2 protein-coding genes are annotated in these 555 nt (G+C 34.4%); both read right to left on the bottom strand.

Features of this window, described 5'->3' with window-relative positions; translation table 11 throughout:
- Positions 1-47: 47 nt before the first annotated feature.
- Positions 48-263 carry a hypothetical protein gene (locus V3W49_RS22950; protein ID WP_500148287.1) on the bottom strand — a complete coding sequence of 72 codons (216 nt, stop codon included), beginning with the start codon at positions 261-263 and terminating at the stop codon, positions 48-50.
- 52 nt (positions 264-315) lie between these two features.
- The coding region (locus V3W49_RS22945) for a hypothetical protein (protein ID WP_500148285.1) at positions 316-555 on the bottom strand (240 nt) is incomplete at its 5' end.

Genomic DNA, 555 nt, shown 5'->3' with positions numbered 1-555 from the left:
TGACACGAATTATTAACGAGCCTTTCATACCTAGAAACGGTTTGGGCCTAGTCAGTCTCAAATTTTATTTCGTTTTCATTAATTTCTAAAATTTTTACTTCCTTATTTTTCAAAAAATCCTCTATAGAACCATTCCATTTCTTAACATTCACATACTTTGGCTTTTGGTTTGACCTAGAAACTGTACCTTTTTCATAATCAATATACCAGTATTCAACTCCGTCAGTGTCAGCTTTTGTCTTGATACACATTTTTGCTGTCATGAAATGGGATCATTAGATCCTATTTCCACCTACCCTTTTACGAAGGCAAAGATTACTTGTATTCGTTTACCTGCTCTTTAGATAATGTCATGATCATTCTCAGAGGATTTATCAGATCGTCGATTATTTCATAAAGTATGCCTTCACCGTTCTCCAACTCAATGACTAATTTGTCACCTGGTTTGGTAGTCAACAAATTATATCTACCAGTGGTTTTTACATGTTCTACTCCTTCAGGTAGTATCTCATACATTTTGAGTAGCTTTGTGTCTTTTCTTAAAGGCGTCATCAT

Origin of the sequence: Rosenbergiella sp. YN46 (assembly GCF_036620675.1) — a bacterium.
Lineage (GTDB): Bacteria > Pseudomonadota > Gammaproteobacteria > Enterobacterales > Enterobacteriaceae > Jejubacter.
This window is presented reverse-complemented; position numbering and strand designations above follow the sequence as displayed.

Coding starts and splice junctions, on each gene's coding strand:
- V3W49_RS22950 (WP_500148287.1), bottom strand. CDS start 263: ATGACAGCAAAAATGTGTATCAAGACAAAAGCTGACACTGACGGAGTT.